We start from the raw sequence: 20,837 nt of genomic DNA, 5'->3' as shown, positions 1-20,837 counted from the left end.
AATCATCAGATCCTCGATGGCTGCAGGAGGTAGGGCCGGATCCGGCTGCTGACCGCCGCCGTCTTCCAGTTGCGTATCCGCGCTCCGATCTTCTCGTCCTGCTTCCAGATGATCTCGGCATGCAGAACACCGAACAGATCGCAATAAAGGACAAGCGGCTCATGATCCGCGAGTTCTACGCCTTCGGAGAGCACCAGACCCAGCCCCTTGGGGCTGCAGTCGGAAATCCATCCCCGGACATGGCAGCCGAACATCAGGACCAGCGAATCCAGTTCGCAGCGCTGTCTTATCTCGTTGCGACGTTCCATCGGACCTCCGCTCGTCTGGTTCAAATGAGAGCACCAAAAGGTCGAGGTTCAAAGCCGGAACTGTCCGAAGCCTTGTTTTCAGGTTAATGCAAACGATCGCATTTTAGGCATTGAAGAGCATGCGGACAAACACACGGGCCGCGCCAAGCGGGCGTTCCAGATTGCTTCAGTATCAACCAGGGAGAAAATGGTACGGTTGGGGGGTCTCGAACCTCCGACCTCAGGTGCCACAAACCTGCGCTCTAACCAACTGAGCTACAACCGCACATGACCGCGTCGCTGACGCCGTCGAGGGGTCACATACGAGCAGATGGATTTTTTTTCAAGCCCTTTCTGCGCATCAGGCGAAAAGGCTTGGGGTTATGAAAAAGGCCGGGCGCTATGCCCGGCCCAAGATCCTTGGGAGGATTTTTCAGTAATCGCAGTCGATCAGGCGACCTTGAGCGAGGACATGACCTTTTCGGCAGCTTCCTTGCCAGGCTTGGTCATCGTTTCGGCAACCTTCTTGGCGGTTTCCTGGATCGCCTTGGCCTGTTCGATCGTCACTTCAGCCTGCTTGCGGATGAAGGCGGTCTGGAGTTCGACCAGTTCAGCCATCGACTTGACGCCGAGCAGCGCTTCCATGTGCGAGAGCGAGAGATCGGCATTGGTGCGCATGGCGTCGATCGCCTTGAGGCCGAGTTCGACGGTGCCGGCCTGGGCCGTCTGGACGGTCGCTTCCACGGTCTTCGTGGCTTCTTCCGTGGCGGACTTCATCTTGGCATAGGCTTCCTTCGACTGGACTGCGCCCTTTTCGGCGAAGTCACGGAAGCTTTCCTGCATCTTCGAAGGGTCGAAGGAGGAGAAAGAGAAGATATCATTGGTGTTCATGGTGCATTTCCTCTTGTCGGGGGATCTCGGCGACCCCTCATGTTTCATTCATGAACCCTATATAGCACCTGATATTGTGCATTGCAATATTATTGTGCGATGCACAATTAGATTTTCTGCATGTTGAAAACCGGGGCGGATTAACCTTACCAATCGAAAGGGTCCCGACTTTCTGGACCCAAAGGCACTGCCTAGCTATTAAAAATCTGTTAATTTACTCGCAGGCCATGAAGCGACAGGTCCGAAAATGCCCGCTCAATACCCATTCATCGACGTCGCCGTGCACGACCTCATCCGACCGCGTCTGGCGCGGGGCGAGGCGCTCGTGCTGTTCGCGCCGGGGCTGGGGCGGGTACTCTGGTGCAACGGGGCCGGCGCCCGCTTCTTCGGCGCCAACTCGATCTACGACTTTCTCGAGGAAGGCCCTAACCGCGGAGACATCACCTTTCGGCAGCTCGAAACGGTTGCCCGCCAACTGTCTGCGCCGGGCGACAGCCGCAACCTGATGCTGCGCATCACCTCGGGCTTCCAGAAGCTGCCGATCACGGCATCCGCCGACTGCATCGAGATCCGCAAGGGGGAGCCGGTGATCCTGCTCTCGCTGCCGGCCCTCAAGCGCGCGACCGGGGATAAGCAGCTCGCCCAGGAACTGATGAGCGGCTTCGACGATCCGGACACGCATATGGCCGTGCTCGATGGCGAGGGCGGCCTCGTCGCGAGCTCCGACGGCTTCCCGGGCCTCGGCATCACGCCGCAGACGGCGCGCATGCTGATCAATCTGGTCGAGGCGGATGCAGACAGGCTCGTCAAGCGGCCGATCCCGACAGGCCGGGGATATCTCCCCGCCGCCATCGGCAAGATTTCTGACGCGCCGGCACTCCATCTTCTGTTCGCGGTCGAGACGATCCTCGGCCAGATGGACCCGAGCGACGACTTTGCGGAAGAGGAAGATCTGCCGACCGCAATCGCCGAGCCTGTCCGGGCCGACGATACGGTCGAAGACGAGAGCGAGACCGAGACCGAGACCGAGACCGAGACCGAGACCGAGACCGAAGACTTCGCAATCTCCGCGGATGAGGCAATGGCAGAATCGGCCGAGCTCCCCTCGCCTGCTGCGCCCTTTGAGAGCGTGATTGCTGCCCTCGGAGACATTGAAGAAATCGAGCCGGACACCGACGCTTTCCACGCGCAGGACGAAACGACCGATGCAGACGTTGATGTGCTGGTGGACGAGACGGCTGAGGCAGAGGTCGAAGCGATCCCGGACGAGACTGACGACACGTTTGCCAACGAGCCGGATGAGCCCTTGTCGTCGGAAGTGGCCGATCATTTCGACGAACCGCCTGTTGTCACGGAAGCGGACGTGCCCGCTACCAATCAGATCGTGGAGACCGTTGAGACCGCCGCTGCAGCGACCGTCGCGCCGACAACCAGGCTCGCGGACCATGGCCCCGACACCGGAGGTTTCACGTTTCATCAGGATCGGCGCGCCACACGCTTTGTCTGGAAGATCGATGCCGAGGGCCGGTTCAGCGAGGTTTCGGCGGAGTTTGCCCAGGCCGTCGGCCCGCGTGCGGCCGATATCGAGGGCGTTGCCTTCTCCGATCTCGCGGCCCTTTTCAATCTCGATCCGGACGGCAAGATCAGCGAACTCCTGAAGAAACGCGACACCTGGTCCGGCAAGACGATCTACTGGCCCGTCGAAGGAACACGGCTGGTCGTGCCCGTCGATCTGGCGGCCCTGCCAACCTATACGCGTAACCGCGAATTCGACGGCTTCCGCGGTTTCGGGATCGTCAGGGTCGCGGACGCACAGGACGATCCAGACGCGATCGGCATGACCTTTGTTGAGCAGCGGCCCTCCGTTGAGGCGCCGGACGAACTGCCGACCGGTATGCACAGCGACCGGGACGAGGAACTCGCGGAGTTCTTGAGCGAACTCAGCGAAGGCGAGAGCCATCCGCCGGAAGATTATCTCGAAGAGCAGATCTCCGAGGCAGGCGAACAGGTTCTCGACACCCTCATCGAGGCGGATGACGACAACGACGCGGTTGACGCCGCTGAGCCGAGCGTGGAAGCCGAAAGCGCCAACGATCTTGCGCCGTCGCGCCCGGTCGACTTCGAGCCACCGGTGCTGCGGATCATGGAGCCGCGCAAACCGAGCCTGCCAGACAAGGTCGTGCAGCTGCAAGATCATCGTGTGCGCCAGCGCGACAGCCTGACACCCGGCGAACAGGCCGCATTCCAGGAGATCGCACGCAAGCTCGATCCGCTCAGCCTCAGGGCAAAGGTCGAGCAGTCGCTGGCGTCGTCGGAGCCACCCGTGCTGCGAAACGAGCCGGCCGCGCCGTCACCGAAGACGCCGGAAGCGCCCCAGACGCCGCCCGCCAGCGCGATCACGCCGACCGAGCCCGTCGCCGAGCGTTCGGCCGAAGCCAATTTGCCCAGCCCATCGGCGGATCGGCCGGCCGGAAGACGCGAGCGCAGCCTGACCGCCGATATCATCGACCTGATGCCGGTCGCGCTCCTGGTGCATGTCGGCGACCGGCTGATCCACGCCAATCCGGAATTCTTCGCGCTCACGGGATACAAGACGCTGGGTGAACTTGACGACGTCGGTGGTCTCGACACGCTGATACAGCGTCGTGATCTGGAAGAGCCCGGCGATGAGGCGGGCCAGGTCGTGGCGCTCTGCGCCGACGATCGCCTGCTACCGGTCACGGCACGGCTACAATCCGTGCGCTTCGAGGAAACCACCGCCCTGATGCTGGCACTGATTGCCCAGCCCGAGGAACAGGTCAGGCCGGAAATGTCGGCCGAGCCCGAGACGGTGACGGTTGCATCGGCCGCGACACCGGCGCAGGCGGGGGAACTCGCGCGCATGAAGGTCGAAGTGGACGAGCTGCGTTCGATCCTGGAAACCGCGACCGACGGCGTGGTGATCCTCGATTCCGACGGTGACATCCGTTCGATGAACCGGGCGGCAAGCGCGCTCTTCAACTTCGACGACATGGAGACGCGCGGGAAACCCTTTGTCATGCTGTTTGCGCATGAGAGCCAGAAGTCGATCCTCGACTATCTGAGCGGACTTGCCGGTCATGGCGTCGCTAGCGTCCTGAACGACGGTCGCGAAGTGATCGGTCGCGAGGCCTCCGGCGGCTTCCTGCCGCTGTTCATGACCATCGGCAGGCTCAACTCCTCCAACGGCTATTGCGCAGTCATCCGCGACATCACGCAATGGAAGCGGACCGAGGAAGAGCTGCGCAACGCAAAGCGCGCGGCGGAAACGGCCAACGCCCACAAGACCGACTTCCTTGCCCGCGTCAGCCATGAGATCCGGACACCGCTCAACGCGATCATCGGCTTTGCCGACATGATGGCCAACGAGCATTTCGGCCCGGTCGGTCATCCGCGCTACGGCGAATACGCGCACGACATCGTGCGCTCTGGCCGTCATGTGCTCGACATCGTCAACGACCTCCTCGACATTTCCAAGATCGAGGCGGGCGAGATGGAGCTCGATTTCTCCTCCGTCGGGCTGAACGAAATGGTGCAGGCAGCCGTATCGATCGTGCAGCCGCAGGCGAATGGCCAGCGGGTGATCATCCGCACCGCGCTGTCGCAGGCCGTGCCGAATGTTGTGGCCGACGGGCGCTCGATCAAGCAGATCGTGCTGAACATCCTGGCGAATGCAATCCGCTTCACGCCGTCTGGCGGACAGATCATCGTGTCGACGGCTTATGAAGCGAATGGCAGCGTGGCGCTCCGGATCCGGGATACCGGCATTGGAATGTCGCGCAGCGAACTCGAGCAGGCGATGAAACCCTTCCGCCAGGTTTCGACCGGCACGCCACGCAATCGCGGCGACGGCACCGGTCTCGGCCTTCCGCTGACCAAGGCCATGGTTGACGCGAACCGGGCCCAGTTTGCGATCTCGTCGACGCCGAACGAAGGCACGCTGGTCGAGGTGACCTTTCCTTCGCCGAGGGTATTGGCGGACTGACATCTCGGAATGATCGCGAGGACGGGGAGAACGGCATGACGGCATTCAGCATTCTCCTCGGCATTGCTGTCGCCATCGCGGTCGGTGCCATGAGCCCCGGGCCGAGCTTCGTACTTGTTTCGCGGATTTCGGTTGCCAATACGCGATTGCATGGACTTGCAGCAGCGATCGGGATGGGGCTTGGTGGGGCACTGTTTGCGGTTCTGGCGCTCGCTGGTCTTATTGCCCTGCTCGAACGGGTTGAGTGGCTCTACCTGGTTTTGAAGGTCGCGGGCGGGCTCTATCTCGTCTATCTCGGTGTGATGATCTGGCGCGGCGCAGCTGCGCCGATCTCGGTCGGATCGGAAGAGGGGCGGACCATGCACTCGCTGCCGCGTTGCCTGGCGCTCGGCTTCGTCACGCAGATCAGCAATCCGAAGACTGCCGTGGTCTATGCCAGCATCTTTGCGGCCCTGATGCCGCAAAACCCGCCACTCATGGTGGTTATTGCACTGCCGCCGGTGATCTTTCTGATCGAGGCCGGGTGGTATGCCATCGTTGCGATCGCCTTCTCGGTGCCGCGCTCGCAACGCGCCTATCTCAGCGCGAAACTTTGGGTCGACCGGCTCGCCGGCGTTGTCATCGGTGCACTTGGGTTGCGATTGATCGGCGAAAGTCTCGCACATCTGCGGCGCTGACCACGCCGCGACAGTCGGGCCGGTTTTCATCGCCCTCGCTTTCCGCTAGAGGAAAACCATTCCCGCATTCGCAAGGGCCGACCGTTTGTCCACATTGCCGCGCACGGGCACAGCCCACTCCGTTTCGCCCAAGGGCACGCATGCCAGCAGACGCATGGGATCGGCAACGTTTGCTGCTCTGATTGCCGCGGCGGTCGTTTTCATGCCGATCGTGGCGATCTTCGTCATCGGCTTCTCTGCCGAGCCCGACAACTGGCAGCATATGATGACGAATGTCATCCCGCGCGCCGGCGTCAGGACCTTCTGGCTGCTGCTCTTCACCGGCCTTGTGACTGCGGTCGTCGGGGTCGGCACGGCATGGCTGGTCACGGCATGCGAGTTTCCGCTGCGGCGCCTCCTCTCTCCAGCCCTTGTTCTGCCGCTCGCCATTCCCTCATATCTGGCTGCCTATGCCTTCGGGGAGTTTCTCGATTTCACGGGACCGGTGCAGACGACCTACAGGGCAATCTTCGGCTTCACGTCGTCGCGCGAATACAGTTTCTTCGATGTGAAATCGCTGTCGGGCGCCGTGCTGGTCATGTCGGCGGTGCTCTATCCTTACGTCTACCTCGCCTGCCGATCGATGTTCCTGATGCAGGGGCGCGCAGCAGCCGATGTCGCCCGCACACTCGGTTCCAGCCCATTCAGGGTCTTTGCCCGCATCCAGGTCCCGATGGCGCGCCCGGCGATCATGATCGGTCTGACGCTTGTGATGATGGAGACTCTGAACGACATCGGGGCCGTGGAGTATCTGGGCGTGCAAACGCTGACCTTCTCCGTCTATGACACCTGGCTCAATCGCGGCAGTCTGGCGGGTGCAGCGCAGATCGCCTGCGTGATGCTGGTGATCGTTGCCGGCCTTCTGGTCATCGAGCGCATCGCTCGCAGACAGCAGCGCTTCTCGAGCCACAAGACGACGGCCATCGTGCCCGATGCCATCCGGCTCAGGCTGAAGGGCCCGAAGGCATGGCTTGCGGCGATCTTCTGCCTTCTGCCGATCCTTGTCGGTTTCGTCGTGCCTGTCTTCGTGCTGGGCGGGTTCGCATTGCGTCGTCTCGAAGATTTCCTCGAGCCGCGCCTGCTTGATGCCCTCTGGAACTCGACGCTCGTGTCCTCGGCCGCCGCCCTGATCACGGTCTTCCTGGCCTTTGTGCTCTCCTATGCCGCGCGGACAGACCGTTCGCGTCTGGCGAAGGCCGCCGGACGGCTTGCCGCACTCGGTTATGGGATTCCCGGTACGGTGCTGGGGATTGGCGTTCTGATCCCGCTTGCGAGCTTCGACAACGCCCTGGACGGTTGGCTGCGTGCCAACCTGGGCATTTCGACCGGCCTTCTTCTGTCGGGCACAGGTTTTGCCATCGTCTATGCCTATACCGTCCGCTTCCTGACCATGGCGGAAGGCACGATCGATGCCGGTTTCCAGAAGCTATCCCCGCATCTCGACATGGCGGCTAGGACACTCGGCCGCTCGGGTCTGCAGACATTGCGCCAGGTGCTGCTTCCCAACCTGCGTCCTGCCGTACTGACGGCGGCTCTGCTCGTCTTCATCGAGACGCTGAAGGAACTCTCGGCCACGATCCTGCTGAGACCATTCAACTTCAATACGCTGGCGACGCTGGTCTATGAGGATGCCTCGCGGGGCATGGCACAGGATGCCTCGGTGGCGGCGATCATCATCATTGCTGCCGGCCTGATCCCCGTGATCCTGGTTTCCCGATCGCTCGACGAGAGGCGTTGAACCGGCATCGCACCGCAAAAAAAGGGCGGCCGAAGCCGCCCTTGAGTCAATGCTGTCGAACCGGAGTACTCGAGCGATCGACATTTTGTCGGAGGCTTAAATCGAGGCCTCACTGCGTCTGATCGCGCATCTCCAAGTTGCCCTCAGTCTTGCCGAATGCCAGTTAAGAGATCCTTACCCGTCGGCGCCGCCAGCTACCCAACATTTGAGGTATTGCCCTGATATTGCTGTGTTTCGGGACACATTTTCGTCAGGAGCGCAGCTGTGGCAGATCGGCGAAGAGGGCGAGCGCTTCCGGATTGGCGAGCGCTTCCTCGTTCTTGACCGGGCGACCATGCACCACCTCGCGCACGGCAAGCTCGACGATCTTGCCGGACTTGGTGCGGGGAATGTCGTCCACCTGAATGATCTTGGCCGGGACGTGACGCGGCGAGGCGCCGGTGCGGATCTGCGTCTTGATCTTTTTGTCGAGTTCCTCGGTGAGAGACAGGCCCGGCGCAAGGCGCACGAATAGGATAACGCGGACATCGTCATCCCAGTCCTGACCGATGCAGATCGCCTCGACCACTTCGTCGAGCTTTTCGACCTGGTTGTAGATCTCGGCCGTCCCGATCCGGACACCGCCGGGGTTCAGGGTCGCGTCTGACCGCCCGTGGATGACGATCCCGTCATGCTCGGTCCATTCGGCGAAGTCGCCATGGCACCAGGTGTTGTCGAAGCGTTCGAAGTAAGCGGCGCGATACTTGGCGCCGTCGGGATCGTTCCAGAACATCACCGGCATGGACGGGAAGGCCTTGGCACAGATCAGTTCGCCCTTCTCGCCGCGGACCGGTTTGCCGTCGTCATCCCAGACCTCAACCGCAAGCCCGAGGCCCGGCCCCTGGATTTCGCCACGCCAGACTGGCTTCAACGGATTGCCGAGCACGAAGCAGGACACGATGTCGGTGCCGCCGGAAATGGAGGCAAGCTGGATATCTTCCTTGATCCCCTCATAGACGAAGGAGAAGCCTTCCGGCGACAGCGGCGAGCCCGTCGACGTCATCAGCCTCAGGCTCGATAGATCATGCGAGCTCTTCGGCACGAGGCCGCCCTTTCGGACGGCGTCGATGTATTTGGCCGATGTGCCGAAGATGGCGAACTTCTCGGTCGCGGCATAGTCGAAGAGGACATTGCCGTCGGGATAGAAGGGCGAACCATCGTAGAGGCAGAGGGTGGCGCCACAGGCAAGGCCCGAGACGAGCCAGTTCCACATCATCCAGCCGCAGGTGGTGAAGTAGAAAAGCCGCTCTCCGGCCTCAAGCCCGCAATGGAAACGATGCTCCTTCAGATGCTGCAACAGCGTGCCGCCGGCCGAATGGACGATGCATTTCGGCACGCCGGTCGTGCCGGAGGAGAAGAGGATGTAGATCGGATGGGAGAACGGCAGACGGCGATACTCGATGTCCTTGACCGAGAAATCGGTGATGAACTGTTCGAAGCTGCGGCCATCCGGCAAGCGCTCGATCAGCGCCGCCGTGTCTCCTGCGTAGGGAACGACGAGCACCGGGACATCGAGCTTGGCGGCGACGGCGACAATCTTGTCGGAGACGTCCTGCCGCTTGCCGTTATACCAATAGCCGTCACAGGCAACGAAAAGCTTCGGCTCGATCTGGCCGAAACGGTCGAGCACGCCCTGATCGCCGAAATCAGGCGAGCAGGAGGACCAGATCGCGCCGAGCGAGGTAACGGCCAGCATCAGCGCCACCGTCTCCGGCATGTTCGGCATCATGGCCGCCACACGGTCACCTTCACCGATGCCCATGGCTGAAAGCGCCTGCTGCAGGCGGGATACCGTCGCAGTCAGTCGAGACCAGGACCACCGATCGGCGACCTTGTTTTCGCCCCGGAAGATCAGCGCATCGCCCTCGCCTGCATGGGCGAGCAGATTCTCGGCGAAATTCAGTCGCGCTTCGGGGAAGAAGCGCGCCTTGAGCATGTCATCGCCGTCAGACAGCGCCAAACCGCCCTTTTCGCCGATCACCTCGCAATAGTCCCAGACAGCAGACCAGAATGCAGCGCGGTCCTCGACCGACCAGCGATGAAAATCATCATAATCCGCAAAGCTCCGGCCAAGGCGATCGGCGCACCACTGCATGAACAGGGTAAGCGGCTGTTTCGTCTTGAAATCTTCAGACGGTGTCCAAAGGGCTTTTTGTCCGGTCATGCTGATCCTCCTCAAGCGCATGGTCTTTCTATAGCATGCGGCAATGCAATATACAGACGCGTGCGGCTTGGAATATGGTCTGACATTTGCACCAGAGGGCAAATTCCTATATCCGCGCAGAAGTTCACGAAACCTCAGGACCTTCATCAGGGCATGCGCAATCCAGGACGTGGCGATCATACTTCACGCCCCTCCTCCCGCTGGCCGCGTGGCCGCCGCAGGGGCATGATCAAGCTCGCCTTGCTGATCGCCGCTGTCATCGTGGCCGTATCGGTCGTCCTGCGGCTCAGCGCTCCTTATCTGGTGTCGAGTTCCGTGGTGCGATCTGCCATCGCCTCGTCGATTGCGGCCTGGGTCGGACACGAGGTGACGATCGACGACGTTGCCGATATCGGCTTCTGGCCGCAGCCGCAGATCACGTTGACCGGCATCAAGGTGACGCGCATCTCCAATGGCGAACTGGAGACGCTTGGGGAGGTTGATCGGCTGTCTGCGCGGTTCGGCCTGATCTCGGCGCTTGCCGGCCGGCCGGACTTCAGTGCGTTTCGCCTGGAGCGCCCGCGGATCCAGGTCTGGCGCGGTATCGATGGTGGGCTCGACTGGAGCGATCAAGGCGTCTTGAGCGATGCGGTCCGCGCGGCAGTAGCCGCCACGCCTGATGTTCAGACAAACGGTGCCGCCGACAATGCGGAAATCGGATCGGTCGAGATCATCGATGGCGAGGTCACGCTGACCGATGTCGCCAGCGGCGCGTCTTTCGTTGCAAGCGGCGTCAATGCAAATATCGATTGGCCAGGTCTTGCAGCGCCCCTGTCCGGCCAGGGACGTTTTCGGCTGGGCGACACTCCGGTTTCGGTCAAACTCCAGACGCCGACGCCGTTGGTCCTGATCGGCGGAGCAGCGAGCCGGGTTGATGCATCCGCCTCGATTGCGGATTTGAGCGCAGAAGTTCGCGGAACCGTTAGCCTGCGTCAGGCGAGCGCCGAAGACACCGATATCAATATTCGCATCTCCGATGTTCCCAAGACGGCTGCGGCCCTCGGCCTTCGCCTTGCCGGAACCGAACGCTGGCGAACCGCCGCCATCCAGGCGCGGGTGACGAATGCCGAGGACGAATGGCGCTTCGAGGATCTCGACTTCGAGATCAACGATAGCCGCGGTGACGGCATCCTGGCGCTCAAAAATCGTCCCGGCGAGCGCCCCCTCCTGAGCAGCACGCTTGCAATCGACCATCTTCAACTGGACGATATGCTTCAGGCCCTGTCCATCAATGTCGGTGACCGGGCGAATGTTCGCCTGCCCGGCCTGACCCGTTGGCTCGACATCGACCTGCGCCTTTCGGCGGCCACGGCCGCTTTCGGCGGCTTTCCCATGAGTGACCTCGGGGCAAGCCTTATCGGTCGGGGTGATGCGCTCAACCTGGTGATTGCCGACACGCGCTTCCTCGGTGGGACGATTGCTGCCCGGCTGAGCGGCACGGGAGAAGGTTTCGACAAAGGCGCGGACGTCGCGGTGACAATGACACGCGTCGATCTCGGAGATCTGATGTCGCGCCTCTCACTTGATGGTGGCCCTTCGCTCAAGGGGACCGGATCAGTCGGCTTCAATGCGAAACTGGTCGGGACCGGCTGGCAGCAGAACATCGAGGCCATGTCCGGCAAATTGACGATTGCGTCGGACAATGGGCAGGTCACCGGCTTCAGCCCGGACGGCTTGCGGCGGCTCGCAGCCGACCGGGCTTACTTCCAGCTGAGCGCCACCGGAAACGACGGCTTGGATTACAGCACGCTGGATATCGCCGTCAGTTTTTCGGAGGGGTCGGCGGAAGTCGAACGAGCTGACATCATCGGTAAGCGACAGAAGCTCGACCTGGCGGGGATCATTCCCTACAGCCGCCAGGCACTGGCGCTGACAGGTGCACTGTCAGCGGCCAGCAACGGCGACCAGACACAGCTTCCGCTCAGCTTCTTCATTGGCGGCGCGTGGAGCGATCCCGTCATCTCGCCTATCCCCGCTCGGCCGGTCCCTGGACAATAAAGGTCCGAAGCGTCGCTGCCTGACAGTTCCATTCGAAAACTCAAATACTAGAATGGACGAATCACAGGTTGGGGGACGGCTGGTGCAAACAATGCTGTCGGGTTTTCTGAAACTGGCTCTGGCATCGTTGCTGGCCGGCAGCCTGTTGTCCATCTTCGGCATCACGCCCAGATCGGTCATGGACTTCCTGGGTGTGACGGCCGAGGAGTTGCACAATGGCATGATCTCGGCCTTCGCCTGGGCGGCACCGCGCATGGTGATGGGGGCCGTGGTCATCCTGCCGATCTGGCTGGTCACCTATATCCTGATGCCGCCGAGGGGCTGACACACCCCGTTTTGCATGTTCAGGCCAGTGTGCCTCGCGCGGCGACATGTTCGTCTCGCTGCCGCTGAAGCTCCCGCTGCTTGGTACCGATCGAGGCGATGATGACGCCGAGGGTCACGATCCCGATGAGGATGGTGCAGATGGCGTTGATCTCGGGCGTTACCCCTAAGCGCACCTGCGAGTAGATCTTGATCGGTAGCGTCGTGGCACCTGGACCGGTGGTGAAGCTTGCGATGACGAGATCGTCCAGCGAGAGCGTGAAGGCGAGCATCCAGCCGGAGATGACGGCGGGCAGGATCAGCGGCAGGGTCACCTTGAAGAAGGTCTTGACCGGCGGGCACCCCAGGTCCTGCGCTGCCTCTTCCAGGCTCGTATCGAAGGTGAGGAGACGCGACTGCACAACGATCGCCACGTAACACATGGTGAAGGTCGTGTGGGCGATCACGACGGTCATCAGGCCGCGATCGACGCCGATGGCGACGAAGAGCAAGAGCAGCGACAGACCGGTGATGACTTCAGGCATGACCAGTGGGGCATAGACCATGCCGGAAAACAGCAGGCGTCCCTTGAAGCGTGTGTAGCGAACGAGTGTGAGAGCGGCGAGCGTGCCCAGCACCGTGCCGAGCGTGGCGCTCAAAAGACCGACCTGGAGCGTGACCCAGGCCGCGCTCATCAGGCCGGCATTGCGCCACATCTCGCCGTACCACTTGAGCGAAAAGCCACCCCAGACCGTCACCAGCTTCGACTCGTTGAAGGAATAGATCACCAGGATCAGGATCGGGATGTAGAGAAAGGCGAAGCTGAGCGTCAGGATAGTGGCGTCGAATTTTCCGGGTTTCATCGTCGCGCCCTCACACTTTCTGCTGCTGGTTCTGGAAGATCGCGATAGGCACGACCAGAATGAGCAAAAGCAGGACGGCGACGGCGGAAGCCAGCGGCCAGTCGCGGTTGCCGAAGAATTCGGTCCACAGCGTCTTGCCGATCATCAGCGTGTCAGCACCGCCCAGCAGATCGGGGATGACAAATTCGCCGGTGATCGGGATGAAGCAGATCATCGAGCCGGCGATCACGCCCGGGATCGACAGCGGGAAGGTGATCTTCCAGAAGGCCTTCCACGGCGGGCAGCCGAGGTCGCTTGCGGCTTCCAGCAGGGTGCCGTCCATCTTCTCCAGAGCCGAATAGAGCGGCAGCACCATGAAGGGCAGATAGGAATAGACGATGCCGATGAAGACGGCGATCTCAGTGCGGAAGATCTGGACCTGGCTGCCTTCGTCCATCAGGCCGAGCGATTGCAGAAGTACGGTCAGCAGCCCCTCCGGCTTCAGGATGCCGATCCAGGCATAGACGCGGATCAGGAACGAGGTCCAGAAGGGCAGGATGACCAGCATAACAAGCGTCGGGCGAATGCTGACGGAAGCACGCGCCATGGCAAGCGCCATGGGATAACCGATCAGAAGCAGCAGAAAGGTCGAGATTAGCGCGATGCGGAGCGACGAAACATAGGCGTTGAAATAGAGAGAGTCTTCCGTAAGGAAGACGTAGTTCTCGAAATCCAGCTGGCTGATGAAATCCCCGATCGCTGCGAAACCTTCCAACACCGGCGTGTAGGGCGGCATGGCGATCGCCGTGTCGGACAGCGAAATCTTCACGATGATCAGGAAGGGCGTCAGGAAGAAGAGCACCATCCACAGATAGGGAATGATGACGACCAGCCATTTGGCCAATCCTGGCTTCGAGGGAGCGACGGTTTCGGCCATTCTTGCCCCCTCAGCGTGTCAAAACAAGGCCGGCATCGGCCGACCAGGACAGCCAGACCATGTCGCCGAAGGTTATCGGGCGATCGACGAGACGCGAGACATTGGCCTGGGCGGCGCGGAACATGCGGCCATCGTCAAGGCGGACGATGAAGACCGAGAAGTCGCCGAGATAGCCGATGTCCCAGACCTCGCCATGCAGAGCGTTTGCAGTCTCGCCTTCCGGCTGGGTGGTGGAGATGCGCACCTTTTCGGGTCGGATTGCAAATGCGACTGTGTCACCGCTGTGGGCCTCGCAGGCCTGTTCGACCACGATCTTCACACCATCGCTGTCGATGCGAACAAGGTCGTCGGCCCCATGGCTTTCCTTGGATTCGAGCTTGGCTTCGAGAATGTTGATGTCACCGATAAAGTCTGCGACGTAACGCGAGTTGGGCGCCTCGTAGATTTCCGCCGGCGTCGCCACCTGGACGAGGATGCCCTTGTCCATGACCGCGATGCGATCCGAGACGGTCATCGCCTCTTCCTGGTCATGGGTGACGATCAGAAAGGTCAGACCGAGCTTGGTCTGAATGTCCATCAACTCGAACTGTGTTTCTTCGCGAAGCTTGCGATCCAGAGCGCCGAGCGGCTCGTCGAGCAGCAGCACCTTGGGACGCTTGGCCAGCGAGCGAGCGAGTGCCACGCGCTGGCGCTGACCACCGGAGAGTTGGTTGGGCTTGCGCTTGGCGAACTGATCGAGCTTGACCAGCTTCAGCATTTCCTGGACGCGCGCGTCGATCTCGGCCTTCGGCAGATTGTCCTGCTCCAGACCAAAGGCGATGTTCTTCTCGACCGTCATATGCGGGAAGAGCGCGTAGGACTGGAACATCATGTTGGTCGGGCGCTTGTAGGGCGGCACGCCGGAGAGATCCTGGCCCTGCAGCAGAATTCGACCGGAGGTCGGCTGCTCGAAGCCGGCCAGCATGCGCATCAGCGTGGTCTTGCCGCAGCCCGAGGGGCCAAGCAGCGAGAAGAATTCCCGCTCGTAGATATCGAGGCTCAGATTGTCGACAGCGACGAAATCACCGAAGCGCTTCGTGACGTTTTCGAAGCGGATGAATGGAACGGCATCCGGATCGGTCCAAGGAGAAAATTTACGCTTAACAGGCCCCAGTGTCTTCGCCATTACCCGATCCCAGCCGTTCTTCTTGTTGCCCCTACACCTAAAGCAATTCGCCGGGCGTTTGTGGCGCCCGGCGATTTCAGTGTTTGATCAGTTGCCGGTCTTGATCGTTGTCCAGACCCGGTTCAACACGCGTTGTTCACGCGGGCCATAAGGGGAAATGGTGAAGAGCTTGGCCATGACATCTTCCGGCGGATAAACGGCCGGATTGTCCTTAACCTCGGGGGCGAGCATCTCCTTCGACGCCAGGTTGCCGTTGGCATACTGGACGTAGTTGGACGCCTTGGCGATCACGTCAGGGCGCATCAGGAAGTTGATGAACTCATGCGCTTCGGCGACGTTCTTGGCATCCGCGGGGATCGCCATGTTGTCGAACCACATGTAGGTGCCTTCCTTCGGGATCACGTAGTTGATCTCGACGCCGTTATTGGCCTCCTCGGCTCGTGCCTTCGCCTGGAGGATATCGCCCGACCAACCGATCGTCATGCAGACGTCACCGTTCGCGAGATCGTCGATATAGGCGGAGGAATTGAAGGTGCGCACCGAGGGGCGGATCTTCATATAGACTTCGCCACCGGCTTCCAGATCAGCCGATTCCTTGCTGTCCGGGTCTTTGCCGATATAGTTCATCGCGATCGCGAAGGTCTCGTCCGAAGCGTCGAGGATGTTGATGCCACAGGACTTCAGCTTCTCGGCATTTTCAGGCTTGAAAATCGCATCCCAGCTGTCGACAGTGAAATCGGCACCCAGTGCTTCCTTGACCTTGGCAACGTTGTAACCGATTCCGGTCGTGCCCCACATGTAATTGACGGCATATTCGTTGCCGGGGTCATATTTCGCGAGGCGCTCTGACACCATCGGCCAGAGGTTCGGCAGGTTGGTGAGCTTGGATTTGTCGAGTTTCTGGAAGACGCCTGCCTGGATCTGGCGCGCCAGGAAGGGTGCCGTCGGCACGACAACATCGTAGCCCGATCCGCCAGCCAGCAGCTTGGTTTCGAGCAATTCGTTGGAATCAAAGACGTCGTAGACGACCTTGATGCCGGTTTCCTTGGTGAAATCCTCAAGGACGGATTCGTCGATATAGTCCGACCAGTTGTAGACGTTGACGACGCGTTCCTGCGCCTGGACAGCCGATGCGATGAAGATCGTCGCCAGGGCTACCGACGCCGTACGGATGAAATGAGCCTTCATTTTTTTCTCCTGTTCCAGCCTTGGGGAGCGGAGAGCCCCCGATGCCATTCCCGTTATTTTTTAAGAGACTAGAAAGGAATTGGACGGGCGACAAGCGAAATTCTTCGCAGTCGCGAATGCTTTATCGGGTGTATCTGCTTCATTGGAAATCGAACGCCGAAAGGCCCGTGACCATCTCGTCGAGGCCGAGCGGGCGGGTGAGCGGCGGCTCGGCGCGCGCCAGACAGCCAGATCTTTCGCACAGCCGGCAGGCGGGGCCGATGGCGATTGCCGGCTGCGATCGATCGGGCAAAGCGGCGGCATAGGCCACCTCTTCGCGGCTCACGGCGTCGCAGCCGACCAGAAGGGCCGTGCGCCTGATACGCTCGCCGAAACCGGCCTGCGGACCTTCGAGGGTCCGCGAGATCGTCACGAAGCCGCTGCCATCCGGCATCTCAACCTGCTCGACCAGCACCTGACCCGGCTGGGCAAACGCTGCGTGGACATTGAGCTTGGGACAGCCGCCACCGAACTTCGAATGTGGGAAACCGGTGGCGCCCGCCCGGCGGAAGCGGTTTCCGGCATTGTCGATCTCCATCATGAAGAAGGGCACGCCCGTAGCACCCGGGCGCTGCATCATGGTCAGACGGTTGGCGGCCTGTTCGAAGGAAACATTGAAACGGGCACGCAACACGTCGATGTCGTAGCGGGCGCGGATCGCAGCCGAGAGAAAGGCGCCGTAGGGCATCATCAGGGCATGGGCTGTGTAACGGGCGAGCTCGAAGCGGGCGATGCGGCGCGCCTCGCCGGACGACAGCCCCAACGCATCCAGTTCGGCCTGGACATGTTCGCCGAGCGCCAGAAGCACCACCTCCATGGCCACCTCGCGCAACTGATCGAAGGGCGACAAGCGCTCGGAAAGGAACAGGCGCATGGAATGGCGGTCGTATCGGCGGCGCAGCGACGGCATGGTCTGCACCGGCAAGGCGCGAACAACAATGCCATGGGTGGAGCGCAGCCATGCCTTGAGCGCGACGGCGAGATCATCACCGGGCGCGAGGCTCAAGCCCGCATGAAATGTCTCGGCTGCCTCGTCGAGCCGGGCGAAATAATTCGGTCGACGCTCGAAGACTTCGCGGACCTCATCGATCGGCAGACGGGCGCCTGACAGAGAGGTTTCGTGCCCCTCGCGGGCCAGGAGATCGGCGAGATCGGAGAGCCGGGCCGCCTGCTCGCGGTAGGCCCTGTAGAGCTTTACGATGCCACTCGCGGCATTGGGGGCGGCTTCCGCCACCTCGATCAGCTCCTGATCGCCTGGCAGCTCGCCTAAAAGCAGGGGATCTGCGAAGACCTCACGCAGCTGGCTCGTCGATCCACCGGCCTCCCCCTGCAGCTCATCGAGATCGACCTTGTAAACGGAGGCAAGCTTCAAGAGCAGCTGGACCGTGAGCGGCCGCTGATTGCGCTCAATGAGATTAAGATAGGACGGCGAGATTTCGAGCGCCTCGGCCATGGCCGTCTGGGTGAGGCCGAGGCCGTTTCTGATGCGGCGGACGCGGGGGCCCGCGAAAATCTTGCGCTCTGCCAATTTACAGCTCCTTTACAAGATTAGACCGGCACGATCGGCCCTTGCGTTGTGACTGTTTTTACAAATTTACACGGGACTTCTGTCAAAGGCAAGACAGCCTAACCTCTTTCATCCCTTTGTTTTATCGAATTTTCTGGTCGTCTTTTGCAGTGCGGTGTAAATCTAGTCACATCAGAAGCGGCCAAACAGCTCCAAGAACTCCGGCTGATCCCGCTTCCTGCAGTGAACAGGGAGACCCGATATGACTGAATTTTACAATCTCGTTCCGAATGCCCCCAAGGGCCGCTATGACGGCATCGATCGTCCCTACACTGCAGCAGACGTACAGCGCCTGCGCGGCTCGGTCGAGATCAAGTATACGCTCGCCGAAATGGGCGCCAATCGCCTGTGGAAGCTGATCAACGAAGAGTCCTTCGTCAACGCGCTCGGCGCGCTCTCCGGCAACCAGGCCATGCAGATGGTCCGCGCCGGCCTCAAGGCCATCTACCTCTCCGGCTGGCAGGTCGCAGCTGACGCCAACACGGCCTCCGCCATGTATCCCGACCAGTCGCTCTATCCGGCCAATGCCGCACCGGAGCTTGCCAAGCGCATCAATCGCACACTTCAGCGTGCCGACCAGATCGAAACCCAGGAAGGCAAGGGCCTTTCGGTCGATACCTGGTTCGCCCCGATCGTTGCAGACGCTGAAGCCGGTTTCGGCGGACCGCTCAACGCGTTTGAGATCATGAAGGCCTTCATCGAGGCGGGTGCTGCAGGCGTGCACTTCGAGGACCAGCTGGCGTCTGAAAAGAAGTGCGGCCATCTCGGCGGCAAGGTTCTGATCCCGACGGCCGCCCATATCCGCAACCTGACGGCTGCCCGTCTGGCTGCCGACATCATGGGTGTCCCCACGCTGATCGTCGCCCGTACTGATGCCGAAGCCGCAAAGCTTCTAACCTCCGACATCGACGAGCGCGACCAGCCCTTCGTCGACTATGACGCGGGTCGCACTGCGGAAGGCTTCTACCAGGTCAAGAACGGCATCGAGCCCTGCATTGCACGCGCAATCGCCTACGCTCCTTACTGCGACATGATCTGGATGGAGACCGGCAAGCCGGATCTCGAACAGGCTCGCAAGTTCGCCGAAGCCGTGCACAAGGTCCATCCGGGCAAGAAGCTCGCCTACAACTGCTCGCCTTCCTTCAACTGGAAGAAGCACCTCGACGACGCGACGATTGCCAAGTTCCAGCGCGAACTGGGTGCGATGGGCTACAAGTTCCAGTTCATCACGCTCGCCGGCTTCCACCAGCTGAACTACGGCATGTTCGAACTGGCTCGCGGCTACAAGGATCGCCAGATGGCGGCCTATTCGGAGCTGCAGGAGGCGGAATTCGCCGCCGAGGTCAATGGTTACACCGCGACCAAGCACCAGCGCGAAGTCGGCACCGGTTACTTCGACGCCGTCTCGCTCGCCATCACCGCCGGCCAGTCTTCGACGACCGCGATGAAGGAATCGACCGAAACCGAGCAGTTCAAGCCGGCAGCTGAATAAACCTGGGCGACTGCCCCTCACCCTACCCTCTCCCCGCAAGCGGGGAGAGGAAGACGAGATCCACCATTCAAGAACCCCCAACACCAAGAGGAGAAATGCCATGACACCCCAGACCCGAGTCAAGGAACGCGCCGAAGAACAGTCCTCGGCCATGAGCACCGATCAGCAAGCGATGATCCGCATGCTGGCCAATGACCTGCACCGTCTCAACCATTCGATCATGAAGGCCGTAGATGCCGGCGTCTCGGTCGAGCTCGTCCGCTCCGCCCGCCATCATGGTGGCGACGGCAACTGGGGTGATCTCTTGATCCCCGTCATCGTGACCCAGGGCAATCACCAGGCCGCCTGAGCCACATCACTATCCCCCGTCACTATCCCCCGTCCGGCACCTGACCTCCGGATCGGTTCCCGCACGATGATCGCCTCTGAGGAGGAGTGCCGGTCGTCGTGCGGGTTTTTCATTTTCGGCTTGACGTCAGCTGCTCGTGCTGGGGCGCTTGCCCGCCAGAACATCCCGATGCGACTTCAACAGATTTGCAACCCGATCGGCCACCATGCGGATATCGCTTCGATGACGATCGTCATTGTTGATGACGATCCACTGGCGATGGCGCAGTTCCGGGATTTCCTCGCCGACCCGCTCGAGTGTCGGATCGAGATCCCCAACGAAGCAGGGAAGCACGCCGACACCGGCTCCCGCCCTGACGAGATCCCTCAGCGACCTCGGGCGATTGACCGTCGCGACGATCTGCTCCGCCGACTGCTGGCGCGGCCAGCGCAGATAGGCGGAGACGGCATTCTCGTCATCAACCGCGACCCAGGGCTCCGGGCCCATCCATTCCCTGTTGCGGGCTCTGTAGGCCGCATAGGCCACTTCGCCTGCTGCGATCGCCGCGAGGTTCAGCTCTTCTGGTTCAAAGGCGCGGATGCCGATGTCACTCTCCCGATGCGCAAGCCTGGCACGTTGCTCGGCGACGTGCAGGTCGATGCGGAAGGCGTCGCGGGGGGTGCGGATCGTCGACATGTTCTGGCAGAGCAGCCAGGCGATCCAGGTACCAAGGCTGATGCGCACCAGGGACTGACCCGCCTTGCCACGTCGCCATTCCTCCACCCTCCTGCTTCCGGCTTCCAATTCAACCAGATGCTCCAGCAACTGGCTGCCGTCGCGGGTGAGGCGATAACCGGTCTGGCTGCGCAGGAAGAGCTCGCGGCCCAGCACCTGCTCAAGTTCGACCATGCGTCGGCCAAGGGTGGCGGCACTGAGACCGGTGGTCTCAGCGGCAGCCGACAGGCCGCCTTGCCGCGCAACGGCGAGGAAGAGTTGATAGGCGTCCCACGATATGTCTTTCATAGATGAAATGCATAGCACGATCATGAGCGTACCTGCATCCAAAAATGATGGATAAAAGGGAAGACGGCTTCAACAGCA

The 20,837-nt window shown here is 61.3% G+C and carries 16 protein-coding genes and 1 tRNA gene; 7 read left to right on the top strand and 10 right to left on the bottom strand.

Annotation, left to right across the window (positions count from 1 at the left end):
* Window positions 1–5: 5 nt before the first annotated feature.
* The 3 genes from GH983_RS01770 to GH983_RS01760 form a co-directional block, all read right to left on the bottom strand.
* Window positions 6–308 (bottom strand): PilZ domain-containing protein, encoded by a 303-nt coding sequence (locus GH983_RS01770; protein WP_153761441.1) that lies wholly within the window; start codon window positions 306–308, stop codon window positions 6–8.
* A gap of 188 nt (window positions 309–496) precedes the next feature.
* Window positions 497–573: transfer RNA gene (locus GH983_RS01765), tRNA-His, on the bottom strand.
* 164 nt (window positions 574–737) lie between these two features.
* Window positions 738–1,178: a phasin gene (locus GH983_RS01760; RefSeq protein ID WP_054150794.1), complete on the bottom strand. Its 441-nt coding sequence runs from the start codon at window positions 1,176–1,178 to the stop codon at window positions 738–740.
* A 247-nt stretch (window positions 1,179–1,425) separates the two neighbouring features.
* Between GH983_RS01760 and GH983_RS01755 the strand changes: the two genes are divergently transcribed.
* From GH983_RS01755 to GH983_RS01745, 3 genes are all read left to right on the top strand, one after another.
* On the top strand, window positions 1,426–5,181 hold the full coding sequence (locus GH983_RS01755; protein WP_153761440.1) for an ATP-binding protein: 3,756 nt from the start codon (window positions 1,426–1,428) through the stop codon (window positions 5,179–5,181).
* 35 nt (window positions 5,182–5,216) lie between these two features.
* Window positions 5,217–5,858, top strand: coding sequence for a LysE family translocator (locus GH983_RS01750; RefSeq protein WP_153761439.1), 642 nt, complete (start codon window positions 5,217–5,219; stop codon window positions 5,856–5,858).
* 154 nt (window positions 5,859–6,012) lie between these two features.
* A complete protein-coding gene (locus GH983_RS01745; protein ID WP_153761438.1) occupies window positions 6,013–7,635 on the top strand; it encodes an iron ABC transporter permease in 1,623 nt (540 codons plus the stop codon).
* A gap of 250 nt (window positions 7,636–7,885) precedes the next feature.
* Here GH983_RS01745 and GH983_RS01740 read toward each other — a convergent pair whose 3' ends face one another.
* Window positions 7,886–9,769, bottom strand: coding sequence for an acetoacetate--CoA ligase (locus tag GH983_RS01740; RefSeq protein ID WP_371418508.1), 1,884 nt, complete (start codon window positions 9,767–9,769; stop codon window positions 7,886–7,888).
* Window positions 9,770–9,991: 222 nt separating this feature from the next.
* On the opposite strand from GH983_RS01740, the gene GH983_RS01735 reads away from it, so the two are divergent.
* Window positions 9,992–11,875, top strand: coding sequence for an AsmA-like C-terminal region-containing protein (locus GH983_RS01735; protein WP_153761436.1), 1,884 nt, complete (start codon window positions 9,992–9,994; stop codon window positions 11,873–11,875).
* 91 nt (window positions 11,876–11,966) lie between these two features.
* Window positions 11,967–12,200, top strand: a complete 234-nt coding sequence (locus GH983_RS01730) for a DUF6460 domain-containing protein (protein ID WP_153763521.1) — start codon at window positions 11,967–11,969, stop codon at window positions 12,198–12,200.
* 19 nt (window positions 12,201–12,219) lie between these two features.
* Here the strand turns inward: GH983_RS01730 and GH983_RS01725 are convergent, their stop codons facing one another.
* The 5 genes from GH983_RS01725 to GH983_RS01705 all read right to left on the bottom strand — a co-directional run bounded on the left by GH983_RS01725 (window position 12,220) and on the right by GH983_RS01705 (window position 17,877).
* Window positions 12,220–13,041 carry an ABC transporter permease gene (locus GH983_RS01725; protein WP_054150801.1) on the bottom strand — a complete coding sequence of 274 codons (822 nt, stop codon included), beginning with the start codon at window positions 13,039–13,041 and terminating at the stop codon, window positions 12,220–12,222.
* Window positions 13,042–13,051: 10 nt separating this feature from the next.
* On the bottom strand, window positions 13,052–13,957 hold the full coding sequence (locus tag GH983_RS01720) for an ABC transporter permease subunit (protein ID WP_054150802.1): 906 nt from the start codon (window positions 13,955–13,957) through the stop codon (window positions 13,052–13,054).
* A 10-nt stretch (window positions 13,958–13,967) separates the two neighbouring features.
* Window positions 13,968–15,122, bottom strand: a complete 1,155-nt coding sequence (locus tag GH983_RS01715; protein WP_153761435.1) for an ABC transporter ATP-binding protein — start codon at window positions 15,120–15,122, stop codon at window positions 13,968–13,970.
* An 87-nt stretch (window positions 15,123–15,209) separates the two neighbouring features.
* Window positions 15,210–16,310: a polyamine ABC transporter substrate-binding protein gene (locus GH983_RS01710; protein ID WP_054150804.1), complete on the bottom strand. Its 1,101-nt coding sequence runs from the start codon at window positions 16,308–16,310 to the stop codon at window positions 15,210–15,212.
* Window positions 16,311–16,449: 139 nt separating this feature from the next.
* Complete coding sequence (locus GH983_RS01705) at window positions 16,450–17,877, bottom strand: short-chain fatty acyl-CoA regulator family protein (protein ID WP_069042235.1); 1,428 nt, start codon at window positions 17,875–17,877, stop codon at window positions 16,450–16,452.
* 241 nt (window positions 17,878–18,118) lie between these two features.
* On the opposite strand from GH983_RS01705, the gene aceA reads away from it, so the two are divergent.
* Window positions 18,119–19,408: an isocitrate lyase gene (gene aceA / locus GH983_RS01700; RefSeq protein WP_069042236.1), complete on the top strand. Its 1,290-nt coding sequence runs from the start codon at window positions 18,119–18,121 to the stop codon at window positions 19,406–19,408.
* Window positions 19,409–19,508: 100 nt separating this feature from the next.
* Complete coding sequence (locus GH983_RS01695; protein ID WP_054150807.1) at window positions 19,509–19,757, top strand: hypothetical protein; 249 nt, start codon at window positions 19,509–19,511, stop codon at window positions 19,755–19,757.
* 126 nt (window positions 19,758–19,883) lie between these two features.
* On the opposite strand, the gene GH983_RS01690 is transcribed toward GH983_RS01695, so the two are convergent.
* A complete protein-coding gene (locus tag GH983_RS01690; RefSeq protein WP_153761434.1) occupies window positions 19,884–20,759 on the bottom strand; it encodes a LysR family transcriptional regulator in 876 nt (291 codons plus the stop codon).
* Window positions 20,760–20,837: the final 78 nt, after the last annotated feature.

This window comes from Agrobacterium sp. MA01 (genome assembly GCF_009650195.1).
Taxonomy (GTDB): Bacteria; Pseudomonadota; Alphaproteobacteria; order Rhizobiales; family Rhizobiaceae; genus Allorhizobium.
The sequence above is the reverse complement of the archived record's forward strand: the minus strand, read 5'-3'. Positions and strand labels throughout refer to the sequence as shown.